General features: G+C 64.7%; 11 protein-coding genes. 3 read left to right on the top strand and 8 right to left on the bottom strand.

What is annotated here, in order from left to right:
* Positions 1-172: 172 nt before the first annotated feature.
* Entirely contained in the window at positions 173-2,014 is a 1,842-nt protein-coding gene (ftsH, locus tag ABID58_RS17450; protein ID WP_354033523.1) for an ATP-dependent zinc metalloprotease FtsH, read from the top strand.
* A 242-nt stretch (positions 2,015-2,256) separates the two neighbouring features.
* Here the strand turns inward: ftsH and ABID58_RS17445 are convergent, their stop codons facing one another.
* The 7 genes from ABID58_RS17445 to ABID58_RS17415 all read right to left on the bottom strand — a co-directional run bounded on the left by ABID58_RS17445 (position 2,257) and on the right by ABID58_RS17415 (position 9,581).
* Complete coding sequence (locus tag ABID58_RS17445) at positions 2,257-3,177, bottom strand: L,D-transpeptidase family protein (RefSeq protein ID WP_502916416.1); 921 nt, start codon at positions 3,175-3,177, stop codon at positions 2,257-2,259.
* 198 nt (positions 3,178-3,375) lie between these two features.
* Positions 3,376-4,380 carry a 4-hydroxythreonine-4-phosphate dehydrogenase PdxA gene (locus ABID58_RS17440; protein ID WP_354033521.1) on the bottom strand — a complete coding sequence of 335 codons (1,005 nt, stop codon included), beginning with the start codon at positions 4,378-4,380 and terminating at the stop codon, positions 3,376-3,378.
* Positions 4,377-5,915 (bottom strand): tripartite tricarboxylate transporter permease, encoded by a 1,539-nt coding sequence (locus ABID58_RS17435; protein ID WP_148748840.1) that lies wholly within the window; start codon positions 5,913-5,915, stop codon positions 4,377-4,379. Before ABID58_RS17435 ends, ABID58_RS17440 begins: the two co-directional genes overlap by 4 nt.
* Positions 5,916-5,925: 10 nt before the next feature.
* Positions 5,926-6,408 carry a tripartite tricarboxylate transporter TctB family protein gene (locus ABID58_RS17430; RefSeq protein WP_354033520.1) on the bottom strand — a complete coding sequence of 161 codons (483 nt, stop codon included), beginning with the start codon at positions 6,406-6,408 and terminating at the stop codon, positions 5,926-5,928.
* A gap of 58 nt (positions 6,409-6,466) precedes the next feature.
* Positions 6,467-7,459, bottom strand: coding sequence for a Bug family tripartite tricarboxylate transporter substrate binding protein (locus ABID58_RS17425; RefSeq protein WP_354033519.1), 993 nt, complete (start codon positions 7,457-7,459; stop codon positions 6,467-6,469).
* A 55-nt stretch (positions 7,460-7,514) separates the two neighbouring features.
* Entirely contained in the window at positions 7,515-8,774 is a 1,260-nt protein-coding gene (locus tag ABID58_RS17420; RefSeq protein WP_354033518.1) for a CaiB/BaiF CoA transferase family protein, read from the bottom strand.
* A 12-nt stretch (positions 8,775-8,786) separates the two neighbouring features.
* On the bottom strand, positions 8,787-9,581 hold the full coding sequence (locus ABID58_RS17415; RefSeq protein ID WP_354033517.1) for an enoyl-CoA hydratase/isomerase family protein: 795 nt from the start codon (positions 9,579-9,581) through the stop codon (positions 8,787-8,789).
* 116 nt (positions 9,582-9,697) lie between these two features.
* Between ABID58_RS17415 and ABID58_RS17410 the strand changes: the two genes are divergently transcribed.
* Both ABID58_RS17410 and ABID58_RS17405 read left to right on the top strand, forming a co-directional pair.
* Positions 9,698-10,363, top strand: a complete 666-nt coding sequence (locus tag ABID58_RS17410) for a GntR family transcriptional regulator (RefSeq protein ID WP_148748835.1) — start codon at positions 9,698-9,700, stop codon at positions 10,361-10,363.
* A gap of 224 nt (positions 10,364-10,587) precedes the next feature.
* Complete coding sequence (locus ABID58_RS17405) at positions 10,588-12,984, top strand: hypothetical protein (RefSeq protein WP_354033516.1); 2,397 nt, start codon at positions 10,588-10,590, stop codon at positions 12,982-12,984.
* Positions 12,985-12,990: 6 nt separating this feature from the next.
* Here the strand turns inward: ABID58_RS17405 and ABID58_RS17400 are convergent, their stop codons facing one another.
* Positions 12,991-13,956: a phosphatase PAP2 family protein gene (locus ABID58_RS17400; RefSeq protein WP_354033515.1), complete on the bottom strand. Its 966-nt coding sequence runs from the start codon at positions 13,954-13,956 to the stop codon at positions 12,991-12,993.
* Positions 13,957-13,976: the final 20 nt, after the last annotated feature.

Raw genomic sequence — 13,976 nt, 5'->3', positions numbered from 1 at the left:
GCGCAGTGCTCTTTGCGAGGCCGGGAAGGCCTGCTGCGCCGGACAACGGGCCGCGCGGGGCACGCGACGGCCCAGTATTGAAACCAAGCCTGCGGGCCCAGGTTATTCCCGATGGTCCGGCCGATGCCGGCGTCCGCTTTCGCCCCGTTCACCCGTCATACCGAGCTTTCGCATGACGACGAAGACCCGCTTCAATATCGCCTATGCCATTGCCGCCATCCTTGCGGTCTTTGTCCTTCAGCACCTGATTGCGACGGTCGGCCAGATCGCCGTTATCCCCTACAGCGAGTACCAGCAGCTCTTGCGCGACAACAAGGTCGAGAGCGTCGGAATCTCGGACCGCACCTTGCAGGGCACGCTCAAGGAGCCGCTGCCGGGCGGCCAGAAGCAATTCATCACGACGCGCGTCGATCAGGACATCGCCCAGGAGCTCGAGAAGCACAATGTCCGCTTCACGGGCCAGATCGAAAGCACCTTCTTCCGCGATCTGCTGTCGTGGGTCATGCCGGTGCTGCTGTTTTTCGGCCTGTGGTGGTACGTCGGCCGCCGCATCGCCGAAAGCGGCGGCCTTGGCGGCGGCTTGATGCAGATCGGCAAGAGCAAGGCGAAAATCTACGTCGAGTCCAACACTGGCGTCACCTTTGCCGACGCTGCAGGCGTCGACGAAGCCAAGGACGAGCTTCGCGAGGTCGTCGATTTTCTGAAATCTCCCGCCGACTATGGCCGGCTGGGCGGACGCATGCCGAAAGGCGTGCTGCTGGTCGGACCACCGGGGACAGGCAAGACCCTGCTGGCGAAGGCGGTAGCGGGCGAAGCGAAAGTGCCGTTCTTCTCGATTTCGGGATCCGAGTTCGTCGAGATGTTCGTTGGGGTCGGCGCCGCCCGTGTTCGTGATCTATTCCAGCAGGCACACGAGAAGGCGCCTGCCATCATCTTCATCGACGAGCTCGACGCGCTCGGACGCGCTCGCGGTATCGGCCCGTTCGCGGGCGGTCACGATGAGAAGGAGCAGACCCTGAACCAGCTCCTGGTCGAGCTTGATGGATTCGACTCGCGATCGGGCCTCGTCATCCTCGCTGCAACCAATCGGCCCGAAATCCTCGATCCCGCCCTGCTCCGAGCCGGTCGCTTCGATCGCCAGGTCCTCGTCGATCGCCCGGACAAGAAAGGCCGAGTCGACATTCTGAAGGTGCACATGACCAAGGTGCGGCTCGCCCCCGACGTTGAGGCGGAGGCGGTGGCCGCACTGACGCCGGGATTCACCGGAGCCGATCTCGCCAATCTCGTCAACGAGGCGGCGCTGCTGGCGACGCGCCGCGGGGCCAAAGCAGTCGGCATGAGCGACTTCAACAACGCAGTCGAGCGGATGGTCGCAGGACTTGAGAAGCGGAACCGCCTGCTCAACCCTCGCGAGCGCGACATCGTGGCCTACCATGAGATGGGTCACGCACTGGTCGCTCTGTCGCTAGCCGGGGTTGACCCGGTGCATAAGGTGTCGATCATCCCGCGCGGCGTTGGCGCGCTCGGCTACACCATTCAGCGGCCGATCGAGGACCGCTTCCTGATGACGAAGGAAGAGCTGGAAAACAAGATGGCGGTTCTGCTCGGCGGCCGCGCTGCCGAGTTGATTGTGTTCGGCCATCTGTCGACCGGAGCCGCCGACGATCTGCGCCGCGTTACCGATATCGCCCGCAGCATGGTGACGCGCTACGGCATGTCGGAGAAGCTCGGAAGCATCGCCTACGAGCGCGATCCCGGCAATTTCCTGGCGAGCACGGATCGTCCCTACCCGGTGCGCGAGCGCGAATATGCCGAGGAGACGGCAGCGGCCGTCGACCGGGAGGTCAGGGTGATCGTCGACAATGTGTTCCAGCGGACGCAGGGCCTGCTCACGATGCGCCGATCCATTCTCGACCGCGCCGCAAAGCAGCTGCTGGAGAAGGAGACGCTGGAGCAGAGCGATATCGACAAGCTGATCCGAGAGGTGCCCAAGGAAGGCTTGCGGGCGGTCTGAAGTCGGATGAGGTTTGGTCGAACCGATGCGAGCCGAACGGCCGAGCGAAGCATCCGTCACCGCTGCGCTCGACGCGTCAGGTCGGCCGCTTCCTGCCGGGATCCCGAACAGTATTACGGCGCTCCCATGACGACACTTCGCTGATCCCGCTCGGCGAGGCGCGGCTTGGAAGAACGCCGCTCGCAACCTGGCTTACGAGCGTCTGAGGATCCGCCCTACGGCCGTCGCGGCGGGCGCTGGCATCAACCACCGCCCTCCACGAACGCGACCGGCGTGCCTTTCGCGACGCTGGTTGCGACGCGTTCGGCGTCCCAATTGGTGAGGCGCACACAACCATGCGATTGCGCCTTGGAGATATTTTGCGGCGACGGCGTGCCATGGATGCCATAGCCGTCGGCGGACAGGTTGATCCACATCGTGCCGACCGGATTGTTCGGACCGGGCCTGATCTTGAAGGGCTTTCGGGAATGAACACCCTTGAAGTGATAGGCGGGATTGTAGCGATAGGTTGGATTGGGATCGATCTCGGTGACCTTCAGCGTGCCCGAAGGTGACGGCTTCTCCTCGCTGCCGACAGTCGCCGGATAAAAACCGATCAGCGCGTTCGACTTGTCGAACAGTTTTACGGTTTGCCGCTTCTTGTCGATCTCGACCCTGCCTGCCTTCACGGGCGCAGCGCTTCCACCGTCGCTCGTGTCGACCACAGTGATGGTCTCACCGGCGCGGTCGAAATGGCGCCCAGGGTTGAGCGCCGCCAGCAGCTGCTCGCTCATGTGAAACTTCTCGGCCAGCGCTTCGCGCGGACTGGTGTAGCCGAGCCTCGGAATGTCCTTCATGTCCTCCATCTTCGACGGAAGCTTGCGCAGGAACGGGCCGGCGACGTCCTTATCGATGATGGTGTAGGTCGCCGTCGGCGGCCGGTCGTCCGCCTGCAGCGCCTTCCAGACCTCGTCCGTCAGCTCGTCCGTACCAGGCAATTGCCGCGCTTCCGCATAGGCGCGCAGCGCCTTCCTGGCGTTCTCGCCAAATTTGCCGTCGATCTCGCCCGGCGAGAAATGGGCCCTGTCCAGCAGCACCTGCAGACGCACGCCCGCCGGGGTCGGCTTCTCCTTCGACAGGGTTTTCTTCGAGGGCTCGGCGGCACCGATCGCGGCCGCGTCCATCCCGGCGGCGAACGCCGGTGCGGCCGCCAAGACCAAGACAAAGACCAAGAGCGCGAGGGCGAAAGCAATCTTCGCTGCCGCGCGTAGTGGCGCCTCCTCGATCATGTTCCAGCTCCGAGGCGGAGACATCCGTCGGATTGGCAACTCGACTCGATCGCGGAAGTTTCCAGTTTTTCCCGAAAAGCGCGCCGGCTCGGATCAACCGACCCGTCGCCCGGCTATCTCCGCCGCAAGCAGCACTGCGGCCCGGCTGGCACCGGTCGATGCGACGCCCTGGCCGGCGATGTCGTAGGCGGTGCCGTGCGCGGGGGTGCAGATCGGAAACGGGAAGCCGCCGAGCAAGGTGACGCCGCGATCGAACCCCATCAGCTTCATCGCGATCTGGCCCTGGTCGTGATACATCGTCAGCACAGCATCGAAGGCGCCGGCCTTGGCGCGCAGGAACACGGTGTCGGCCGGAAACGGCCCCTCCACGGCAATGCCCTCGCGCTGGCCGGCTTCCACCACCGGCGCGATGATGTCGATCTCCTCGCGGCCGAAATTGCCGCCGTCGCCGGCGTGCGGGTTGAGGCCCGCGACCGCAATACGCGGGCGCGCAAAGCCGGCGTTGCGCATGCAGGCATCGGTCAGCGTGAGCGCACGCTGGATGCGTTCGGCGGAGAGCTTCGCAGCGACATCCCTGAGCGGAATGTGCGAGGTGACCCGCGCGTTCCAGAGCTCGCCCAGCACGTTGAATTCGCTGGCCGGCGTCTTGAGGCCGGCGACCTCCGCCGAGAACGCGATCTCGTCGTCATAGTCGGCGCGGGCATACCGCATCGCCTGCTTGTTGAAGGGCGTGAAGCAGACGGCATCGACGCGATTGTCGCGGGCGAGCTCGAGCGCGTAGCGGTAGTTCGCGAGGGCGAATTTTCCACCGGCCGGGGTCGCAGTCTTGGGCTCGACGTCCCTGGGATCGAGATGGCCGAGATCGACGAACAGCGCATCGCCCTTCGTGGCGCGAAAATCGCGCCCCTGCTCCACCGATGTCAGCTCCGGCGCAACGCTGCCGACGCGTGCACCTTCGTCGAAGATGCGGCGGTCGCCGATGACGACGAGGCGGGCGCAGGCCCGGATCTCGTCCAGCGCCGCGAGCTTTGCCGTCAGCTCCGGGCTGATGCCGGCGGGGTCTCCCATCGCGAGAGCAATGAGCGGCTTTGCGGTCATATGATCACCTTTTCCTGGGCTGGCGTATCGGCGTCCGGAGACGCCGTCTTGCGAAACGGCCGCGCAAGCTGCAGCACGAGCGGAAGCAGCAACAGCGCGATGCCGGCCACCACGAGGCACGTCACCAGCTTGTTGGCAAAGAAGATTCCGAGCGATCCCTTGGACATCAGCATCGACTGCCGGAACGCATCCTCGGCCTTGTCGCCGATGACGATCGCGAGCACCAGCGGCGCCAGCGGATAAAACAGCTTCTTGAAGAGATAGCCGACAATGCCGAAGCCGAGCATCATGACGACGTCGAGATAGGAGTTCGACACCGAATAGGCGCCGACGACGCAGATGATCACGATCAGCGGCGCGATGATCACGAACGGAATCCGCATCAAGGCGGCGAACACCGGCACGGTCAGCAGCACCAGCGCGACCGCGACGATGTTGCCGACATACATCGAGGCGATCAGGCCCCAGACGAAGTCTTTCTGGTCGACGAACAGCATCGGCCCGGGATTGAGGCCCCAGATCATCAGCCCGCCCATCATGACGGCCGCGGTGGCCGAACCGGGAATGCCGAGCGAGAGCATCGGCAACAACGCGCTGGTGCCGGCGGCATGGTCGGCGGTCTCGGGCGAGATGATGCCTTCGACCTCGCCCGTGCCGAAATAGCGGCCGCGCCGCGAGAAGCGCCGCGCGATGCCGTAGCTCATGAAGGACGCTGCGGTCGGGCCGCCCGGCGTGATCCCCATCCAGCAGCCGATGGCAGCACTCCGCAGCAGCGCAACGCCGTGCCGCGGCAGGCGGCCGACGGCGCGGAACACCTCGCGCCAGTCGATCCTGGAGGAGACGGCGCGGGCATGAAACTCCTCCTCGACCGCAACCAGCAGCTCGCCGATGCCAAACAAGCCCATCACCGCGACGACGAAGTTCACGCCCTTGACCAGCTCGTCGATGCCCATGGTGAGGCGGACGCTGCCGGAGACCGTGTCGATGCCGATCGCGGCGATGGCAAAGCCGATCGCGAGCGCCACCACCGTCTTGATCGGCGCCGCGCCGCCCATGCCGACGAAGCTCGCGAAGGCCAGGAAATAGACCGCAAAGTATTCCGGCGGGCCGAAGGCGAGCGCGACCTGCGCCACCCATGACGCCAGGAAGGTGATCAGGATGACACCGATCAGCGCGCCGAACGCTGCCGAGCCGAAGGCGGTGGCGAGCGCCGTGGTCGGCCGGCCGTCGCGCGCCATCGGATAGCCGTCGAAGGTGGTCGCGACCGAGGACGGCTCGCCGGGGATGTTGAACAGGATCGAGGTCACAGAGCCCCCGAACAGCGCGCCCCAATACATGCTGGAGAGCAGGATGATCGCCGAGACCGGCTGCATGCCGAAGGTCAGTGGCAGCAGCAGCGACACCCCGTTCGGCGCGCCTAGCCCCGGCAGCACGCCGACGAGGATGCCGAGCAGCACGCCGACGACCATCAGCGCCAGATGCGGCACGGTGACTGCGATGGTGAAGCCGTGAAAAAGCTCTGAGAGATTATCCATCACCCGCCCCTCAGAACCCGAACGCGGCGGCGAGCGCGCCGTGCGGCAGGCTGACCTGGAACATGCGCTCGAACACGACGTAGAGGGCGAGCGCCGTCGCTGCCGCCGCAATCGCCGAACGCAGCACGGATTGATGACGGGGGATCGCGAGCACCGCGAAGACGTAAATTGCCGACGCCAGATACATCCCGAGCAGCGGGATGGCGGCGACGAAGATCGCGGCCGGCACGAACAGGCCCGCCAGCCGCCGCAGCTCGATGGACGTGATCGCGATGGGCACGCTGGCCAGCGTCGCGCCGGGCACTACGCCGCGCGCCAGATTGTACAGGCTGCCGGCGACAATGATGACGCCGGTCAGGAACGGGAATGTGCCGGAATCCACACCCGCACTCGACCAGCCGATGCCGTTGTCCAGACTCTGGACCACCACCGCAACACCAAAACCGCCGGTGAGGATGGCCGTCGCAAGTTCGAGCGCGCGTCGTGAGATCATCGAGGGCTCCAGTCGAGCAATGGACAAGGGCATTTCACTTGCGCAAGCGCGCCCGGTCTTACTTGACCAGCCAGCCCTGCTCGCTTGCGACCTGCCTGAGGTGTTCGAGATCCTCCTTGATGAACTTGTCGAACTCGGCACCGGTGAGGAAGGTGTCGATCTGTGAGGATTTCTCGATGTAGTCCTTCCACTCCGGTGTCGCCTGCACCTTCTTCATGAGGTCGACATAGTATGCCGCCTGGTCCGGCGTGACCTTGCCGGGCAGCCAGACCGTCCGCGGCTGCTCATATTGCTTGATATCGAGGCCCTGCTCGACGCAGGTCGGCACGTCGCTCCAACCCTCGGTCGCAGTGACCTTGGCGCCCTGCGGCAGCCGCTTCGGGCTGAAGGCGCAGAGCGGACGCTGGGTGCCGCCGCGCCATTGCCCGAGGCTCTCGCTGGGATTGTTGACGTGGGAATCGATATGGCCGCCGGCGAGCTGCACGGCCGCCTCGGCACCGCTCTTGAAGGGGATGTAGGTCAGCTTCACATGACCGGCCTTCTCGATCATGCGCGTCAACACCTCGTCGGTGTCCTTGGACTGCGCGCCGCCCATCTTGAAGTCACCCGACGCTGCGGCCTTCAGATAGTCGCCCGCAGTCTTGTAGGGCGAGTCCTGCTTGACCCAGAGCAGGAACTCGTCCTGCGCCATCGCCGCGATCGGGGTCAGGTCGGTATAGTTGAATGCGACCTTAGAGACGAGCGGCTGCTGCCAGGCGTTCGAGGTGCCGAAGATCACCTTGTAGGGATCGCCAGCCGAGGCCTTGCCGTAGACATAGCCTTCGGCGCCGCTGCCGCCGGCCTTGTTGACGACGACGATCGGCTGGTCCGTCAGCTTGTACTTGGTGATGATGTTCTGCACCGCGCGGGCGATGTTGTCGGTCCCGCCGCCGGGGCCGGCGGTCGCCACGAACTCGATCGGCTTCTGCGGCTGCCAGGCAGCACACGCCGGCGCGTTGCCTGCAAGCACGGCCGCACTGACGGACAACAAAAAGAGAGACGTCCCACGCATGATTTCCTCCAACTGATTTTTTCTGTTTTGTTTGACCAGTCGTCTCGACGTCCGTTCAGGCGACGCGTTCCCTGCGCTCCCTGGATGCCGAGACGATCGCGCCTTCTTGCTCGAGCGCTTCGATCTGCTTCTCGTCGAACCCGTGCTCGGCCAGCACCTCGCGCGTATGTTCGCCATAGATGGGCGCGCCGGACAGGACCTTGCCCGGGGTTTCCGAGAACTTGACCGGCAGCCCGATCGTCTTGACCGGGCCGAGTGTGGAATGCTCGACCTCGACGACCATCTCGCGCGCCAGCGTCTGCGGATCGCTCAGCGCCTCCAGCATGTCGTGCACGGGGCCGCAGGGCACGCCCTTCTCGTCGAGTGCCGCGAGCCAATGCGCGCGCGTTTGGGTGCGGAAGCGTTCGCTCAAGACGGCCTCGAGCTCCTTCAGATTCGCCATGCGGTCGGCGCCGTTGACGAAGCGCGGATCGGAGGCGAGCTCGCTCGCGCCGAGCGCTTCCAGCATCAGCAGCCAGTGCTTCTTGTTGGCACCGCCGACCACGAGCCAGCCGTCCGAGGCCTCAAACGCCTGGTACGGCGCGTTGAGCGGATGGGCCGAGCCCATCGCGCGCGGCGCCGTGCCGGCGGCGAGCGCGATGGTCGATTGCCAATAGGTCTGCACCAGCGCCGCCTCGTAAAGCGAGGTCTCGACCCACTGCCCCTCGCCGGTCTTGAGGCGGTGCGTGTAGGCGGCGAGGATCCCCATGCTCGCGAGCAGGCCGGCGGTGATGTCCGATAGCGGCGGGCCGCATTTCACCGGCGGGCCATCGGGGCGTTCGCCGGTGAAGCTCATGATGCCGCTCATGGCCTGCGCGACCAGGTCGAAGCCGCGGCGGTGCTTGTAGGGACCGGTGCGGCCAAATCCCGACAGCGAGCAATAGATCAACGCCGGGAATTTTCCGTGCAGCTCTTCATAGCCGAACCCAAGGCGCTCCATCGCGCCCGGCGCAAAGTTCTCGACCAGCACGTCGGCGTCCGCGATCAGCCGCCGCAGCACCGCCTTGCCGCCGTCGGTCTTCAGATCCAGCACGATGCCGCGCTTGTTGCGGTTCATCATCAGGAACGAGGCGGCCTCGTCTCCGATCCTGGGCGGGACCGAATGACGGGTGTCATCGCCGTTCGGCCATTTCTCGATCTTGATGACGTCGGCCCCCATGTCGGCGAGCATCAGGGTGCAGGTCGGCCCTGCCATGACATGAGTGAGATCGATGACCTTGAGGCCGGCGAGCGGGCCGACACGGCGTGAAGTGGATTGCGATCGATCGCTTTGCATCACGGGTGCGTCCTATTGACCGCGCCACTGCGGGGCGCGCTTGTTGAGGAAAGCATCGAGCCCTTCGCGAAAATCCTGGCTCGTGTAGCACATCAGGATGAGGTCTTCGCCCTCGTCCCGCGTCAGCCGCCGTTGCAGGCGAGCCACCGCCTGCTTGGTCGCGTTGAGCGTCAGCGGTGCATGGCTGGCAACAAGGCGCGCGAGCTCGTCGGCACGCTCGTCGAGCGCTGCGAGATCGTCGACGACCTCGCCGAGCAGCCCGACGTGGGCTGCCTCCACCGCATCGACCAGGCGTGCGGTGAAGATCAAATCCTTGACCCGCGCAGCACCGATCAGCGCGGTGAGACGGCTGACATTGGACATCGACAGGCAATTGCCGAGCGTGCGGGCGATGGGAAAGCCGATCTTCGTGCTTCTCGTCCCGATGCGCAGGTCGCAGGCGGCGGCTATCCCCGCCCCGCCGCCGGTGCAGAAGCCGTTGATCGCAGCGATCGTCGGCACCCGGCATTGCTCGAGGGTGGAGAGCACCCGGTCGATCCGGTTCTCGTAGTCGATGGAGTCCTGCGGCGTCTTGAATTCGCGGAACTGGTTGATGTCGGTGCCCGAGGCAAAGGCCTTGTCGCCGGCGCCGCGCAGCACCAGCACCTTGATGGACCGATCGTCGTTGGCCTGCCCGCAAATGGCGGCGAGCCGTTCGTACATGGCGAAGGTGAAGGCGTTGCGCGCCTGCGGGCGGTTGAAGGTGATCCGCCCGATGCCGTCGTTGCATTCAAAAACGAGGTCGTCCGCCTCTACGGTCTGGTCCATTTCCGCGATCCCCGCTGTTTTTTGTCTTTTTGAATGCAAAATATCAGATTTACAAGATATAATTACCTGACTTTCGTCTATGAGATCATTTTTGCATTCAAAAATAGAGATATCCCATGCTGCATGAGGAGGTCGTCGGCCGCATCCGCGACATTCTGCTCGACGGCGAGATTCCGCCGGGCGCGCGGATCCCCGAGCGCGAGCTGTGCGAACGGCTCGAGATTTCGCGCACGCCGCTCCGCGAGGCGCTCAAGGTGCTCGCTGCCGAGGGCCTCGTGCAGCTCCTGCCCCATCGCGGCTCGCGCGCGGCAAAACTGACCGACAAGGACATGCGCGACCTCTTCGAGGTCTGCCAAGGCCTCGAAGCGCTGGCCGGCGAGCTCGCCTGCGAGCGCATCAGTGATCACGAGATCGCGGAGATCGCGGCTGCGCATGTAGCGATGGTGCAGCATTATCGTGAGGGCGATCTGATCCAGTACTATCGCGGCAACCGCGCCATCCACGAGGGAATCGTCAATGCGGCCGGCAATCCCGTGCTCACGGGGCTCTATGCGTCAGTGACCGCGCGCATCCGCCGCGCCCGCTACGTCACGCCGATGACGCCGCAGCGCTGGGCGTTTGCGGTCAGCGAGCACGAAGCCATCCTGAACGCGCTCCAGCGCCGCGACGGCGCCGGCCTCTCCCACATCTTGCGCGCCCATCTGCGCCACAAGCGGGAAGAGGTTTTGCAGGCGGGGTTTGCGGAGACGGAGGCGAATGAGCCCACGCTGAAGATCGCGTGAGACTTGTCGCTGGACCGCCCGTGCGCCCGGAATTCCTCTTCCTGGCAGCTCTTGCGCGCCCCTCCACGACAAGCAGGACGCTTGCCTCGCGCAAGCACCGGGAGCATGATCAGGCCAGTCGCGCCGGAGATCGAGACCCCTCGAGGTAAACTGTGAATCTTCCGCAGGGACCAGACCTTCTGATCGAACTCGATGCGCACCGGAACGTCCGGGAGCTGCGCCATTTGCAGACACCTGCGAACGGCGAGTCCGGCCAATCCGCCAAGCAGGCCGCCCTCGCCTATCTGCAGGATGCTGGTGTGCATCGCCATCTGTTGCCTATCAGCGATGACGACTGGCAGCACCTGAACGACACCATCAACGACGACGGACCGACGAGAGCCGGTGGTTTCAGATTTCGATGGGTGGCCCCTCGCGAACTGAAACGGAATTCGACCATCGAGACCTCGATCGTCTGGGTCCAGCAGACGGCTCCACTGGCAGCCTCCGATTTTGTCCCCGATGTCCTGGGCGGCAGCATACGGCTGGTGGTCCATCACCGCGGCGCGATCCCACTGATCACCAGCGCGCGATCGACGACGATCGAGAACGCACAATTGTCGATCGCGCCTGAGTTCGTCGAGCGAACATTTCCTGGCCGGGTCCTGGAACCGGCATGGGCAGACTTCCTACCTCGCGATCTGACCGAGAGCCTTCTGGCTCCCTTGCTTGGCCTTTCCGACGACAAGACCGGCATCGGAGACGCGCTGCTTGTCGCCTATCGCCTGCGCAAGCGCAGTGCCGTCTATGGCGGCGCGCTGGGCATCGCGGTCAGTGCAACTGCATTCCTGTCCGTGGCAGGCGAGGAGATCGCGCATCGGGTTCTGCTCGATCCTTTCGAGAACGAACTCTTGCGCAAGGCGCCAATCGCGTCGGCATGCGCCGGATACGCCTTTCTCAGCGATCCCGACAGCAAGTCCGGAACTTTCGAGCTGCGTCCCGATACCGGAGCCGACTTGCTCGATCCCGAGCGCGATCCGGTCGCACTGCTCGACCTTGATCACGCCCCGGGCGGCCGCCGCAAGCTCTCCGGTCCGCGCGTTCAAGTGCTGACGCCGGCGGCGCTGGGTGCCGACTACGATCCACCTGTGCAGCGACCGCCTTTCGCGTTCTCGGCGCGGACCAACGCGTTCGCTGCGGTCAGCGCCTATTGTCATTGCGATTCCATGATGCTGCTGGTCGAGCAGTTCGGGTTCACGAACGCCGACTATTTCGCCAAGATCAGGCGGCCTTTGGTCGTCGAGCACAGGGCCAAGATGCTGGCGGGCTCCGGCGCGCGCGACGGCCGCGGCATCAATGCCTATGTGACACCGTTCCGCGCCGATCCGGTCGGGCCGCCCTGGGACGCCCGGATGCTGTTCGGGCTCGCCGATTTCGCCGACACCTGGAGAAATCCGCTCGGACTCGTCGCCGATGTGCGCTTCGTCTGGCACGAATTCTGCCACGTGATGATCCTTGCCGCGACCGGATCGACGGAATTCGATTTCGCCCATAGCGCCGGCGATGCGCTTGCGGCGATCATGGACGATCCTTCCTCCAGGCTGGTCAAGCTCGACGACGATGCATGTCGCGGCGTGACCTTCCCCTTCATTCAACTGCCGCTCCGGCGTCATGATCGCAAGGTCGAGGACGGCTGGGGATGGAACGGAACGCTCTATGAGCGCCCCAATCCCACCTACGGATTGCGCGATCCGGCCGGATACAATGCGGAGCAGATACTCTCGAGCACCCTGTTCCGTCTCTATTGCGCGCTGGGCGGGGATGCTCGCCGCACCAACGCGGCGGGTGTTGTCGAGCCGGACGTCGAACGCCGCCGGGCAGCGGCCTATTATTGCGCGTACCTCATCGTGAGCGCGATCGGCTCGCTCGGCTGTGTCCAGACAGAACCGACCAGCGAAGCAAGCCAATTCGCCACGGCGCTCATGGAGGCCGACGTCGGCACCTCAGAAGTCGACGACGACGGAACGCCCCGGCTCGGTGGAATGGTGCACAAGGTCGTGCGCTGGGCGTTCGAACAGCAGGGCCTGTACCAGATCGCATCGAACAGCCCACGCAACGAACCGGGACGCCCGCCGGCGGTCGATATCTTTATCGACGACGGCCGCGCCGGGGGCTACGGCTACAGCAACAGCGGCTGGCACGCTCTGCCGGGGGCGGTGTGGGTCCTCCCCAATCCCGATGCCGACACCGCGGGCACACAGCCGACGCCGGGACAGCCCAACTACGTCTACGTCAGTCTGCGCAATCGAGGCGACGATGCGGCGATAGCGGCATCGGTGGATGTTTTTGCGGCCACCGGCCCTGCCGCCGATACCTGGGAGCCTGCAGCGAACTATTGGCAGAAGCTGCAGTGGAACAACGCGCCACACAACGTCCCAAGCGGGCAATCCTACACGTTCGGCCCGTTCGAGTGGACTCCACAAGTCGGCAGGAATGCGCTGCTGGTCCGCACCACCGTTGCCGGCGACCGCAGCAACATCGACGACGACTCCCCGCTGCGCTGCGCCACCGGCCCGACGCCGGTGAAAGATCTCGTCCGCAGCGACAACAACCTCGGTTATCGCGAATGGCAGCTTCCGTAGGCGTGGCTACGGCGGGGGGAAGTTCGGGAACGGCTCATTCGTAAGTTGCGCGACCGTATTTGGCGTGACCGATGCGGCCCACTCCGCCACCACAGCATCGAATAGATGACCGGTCTCTGGACATCGGGTCCGGTCCTTAATCAGGTCCACGCAAGCACGAGCAATGACTTTGCCGGCGGCGCTGTCGCTCGGATAGTGCACGCCCGCGCGCTCGCGGTTGAATGCGACCCGGCTGGCGAGCCATTCGAGCTGATCCGTCCAATGCGGCAGCACCTCGGCAAGCAGGTACGACATCAGCCAGCTCTGGAGCGAATGGCCGCTCGGGAACGAGGCATGGGCTGGCGGGCCGAACGCCGGCAGGAGACCGGGACATATGAACGAGGGCCGCGGCCGCTTGTACTTCTTCTTATAGTAGACCGCGACGACCTGACCGATGCGAACGGCAAGGTTCATGAGCACCAGCGTGTAATAGTGAGCGCGGTTGTTGACCGCCAGCATGCTCACCCAGTAGCCGGGCGCATTGTCGTGCTGAAAGACGATCTCGCCCATATACCGCTCGCGGTCGATCTGCATGAGCTGCTGGAGGTGATGAAGCTCGGCATTGATGAATGCGGTCGGGTTTGCACTTCCCTGCTGCCAGCCCAGCAAATCGGGGGTATGCCCGGCGAGATTGACCTGTTTCCAGCCGGGCCCGCAGTTCTCCATGAACTCGGTGAGGAAGAGCAAGCAGAGCACGTCGGGATCCCAGGGTCCGATCCTGCCCTGCCAGTCCCCCGATGGCAGTGTCTGCTGCGGGAAGCTTGGCGCGCAGTTCGGGCCGAGGTCGAATTGCAGGGTCAAGGGCCGGAAGCTGAGCTCGGCCGGGGTGGCTCCGAAGCCCATACCCATTCCCATTCCCATACCCATTCCCATTCCCATCCCCATACCCATTCCCATACCCATTCCCATGCCCATTCCCATGCCCATTCCCATGTCATCCTCCGGAGCTTGTT

It is taken from the genome of Bradyrhizobium sp. S3.2.6, assembly GCF_040546885.1.
In the GTDB taxonomy this organism is placed as follows: Bacteria; Pseudomonadota; Alphaproteobacteria; order Rhizobiales; family Xanthobacteraceae; genus Bradyrhizobium; species Bradyrhizobium cytisi.
Note: the sequence above shows the minus strand (reverse complement) of the source record. Positions and strands in the feature narration are given on the sequence as shown.